The following is a 1071-nucleotide window of genomic DNA, read 5'->3' on the forward strand; positions in this document are numbered from 1 at the left end:
CGAGCAACGTTAACCCTTTGAGCTTAGCGAGATAGGTGGGGTCTTTTCGTAGTTCCTTTTCCTTTTTCCAGCGATCTTTCGCGCTTTGATTCGCTCTTTGAATCTCCATGTCAGACGGGTAGTAACTAGCTAAAATGGCATATTGCTGAACAACTTGATCTGAAATAGGCAATTGATCCAATGCACGCAACCACGACGTTGCCGCATTTGTTCCAACCGAAGGAGCAAGCGCTAACTTTTTATAGGTATCGAGAATCCATGGATCGGCAGGATTCTCTTTGCGAATGTGGTTGGCTAACGCGAGTTGAAAAGACGGAACACTAGGATAATTTGCATTTAAACGTTCCAGTCCCTGTTTTACCGAGCTCCAACTGCCAGGCAAATTACTTTGCAATTGTAGGAATTCAAGTTGTAACGCTGGTGATGGCATTCCATTTGGAAAAAGAGCTTTGTAAGCTTGAATCGCTTCATCGTAACGACCAGATTTTGCAAGCAACTGAGCGCGCTGATAATCCGCTCTTTTCTCTCCCTGAATGGCCATAATCGATGACAAGTTTTTCGCTTGAGGCGAATGAGGCACCTGTTTGATTAAGCGCTCAAATACGGGTTTTGCTAATTCTGGCTGCTTACGTTTCAGATACATATTTGCTTGATAGAAAAGCCCCGTTGGATTGCTTTCTTCAATCGCGAACAGCCTCTCTAGAGTACTCTCGACAATATCATCTCGGCCAATCGCATCCGCCAGTTTTAGCTGCTCAACCAACCACTCAACCGAGTCAACTCGTGCTAATGATGTGGAAAATTGAACCAGCTCGATAGGCTTGTAGACCTGTGCGAGCTGCGACTTTGTCAGAGGTTTTGAGCTAAAGCTTTCTGCATGCACAGTGCCGACGCCACCAGCCGCCAAAGCAACCAGTGGAATCCACCATAACACGTATCCTGTTACTGACATCTCTCGCTCCATACAGGAAGCAATTCACCTTGCACACCAAAACGGTAACGTTCTTCATGCCAACCAAGCCCAAATAGACTTAATACGTTGTCGTAATAATGATCGTTTTTGTCCACCAC

At 45.6% G+C, this 1071-nt stretch carries 1 protein-coding gene and 1 pseudogene; both read right to left on the minus strand.

Annotation, left to right across the window (positions count from 1 at the left end; all coding sequences use genetic code 11):
- On the minus strand, positions 1–952 hold a 952-nt coding region (locus tag R7Z78_RS24735), incomplete at its 3' end, for a tetratricopeptide repeat protein (RefSeq protein ID WP_169643749.1).
- Positions 943–1071 (minus strand): annotated as a pseudogene (locus R7Z78_RS24740) (cellulase); the annotation flags it as partial. The pseudogene R7Z78_RS24740 and the gene R7Z78_RS24735, both read right to left, overlap by 10 nt.

Origin of the sequence: Vibrio sp. 1167 (assembly GCF_033340375.1) — a bacterium.
Classification (GTDB): Bacteria; Pseudomonadota; Gammaproteobacteria; order Enterobacterales; family Vibrionaceae; genus Vibrio; species Vibrio alginolyticus.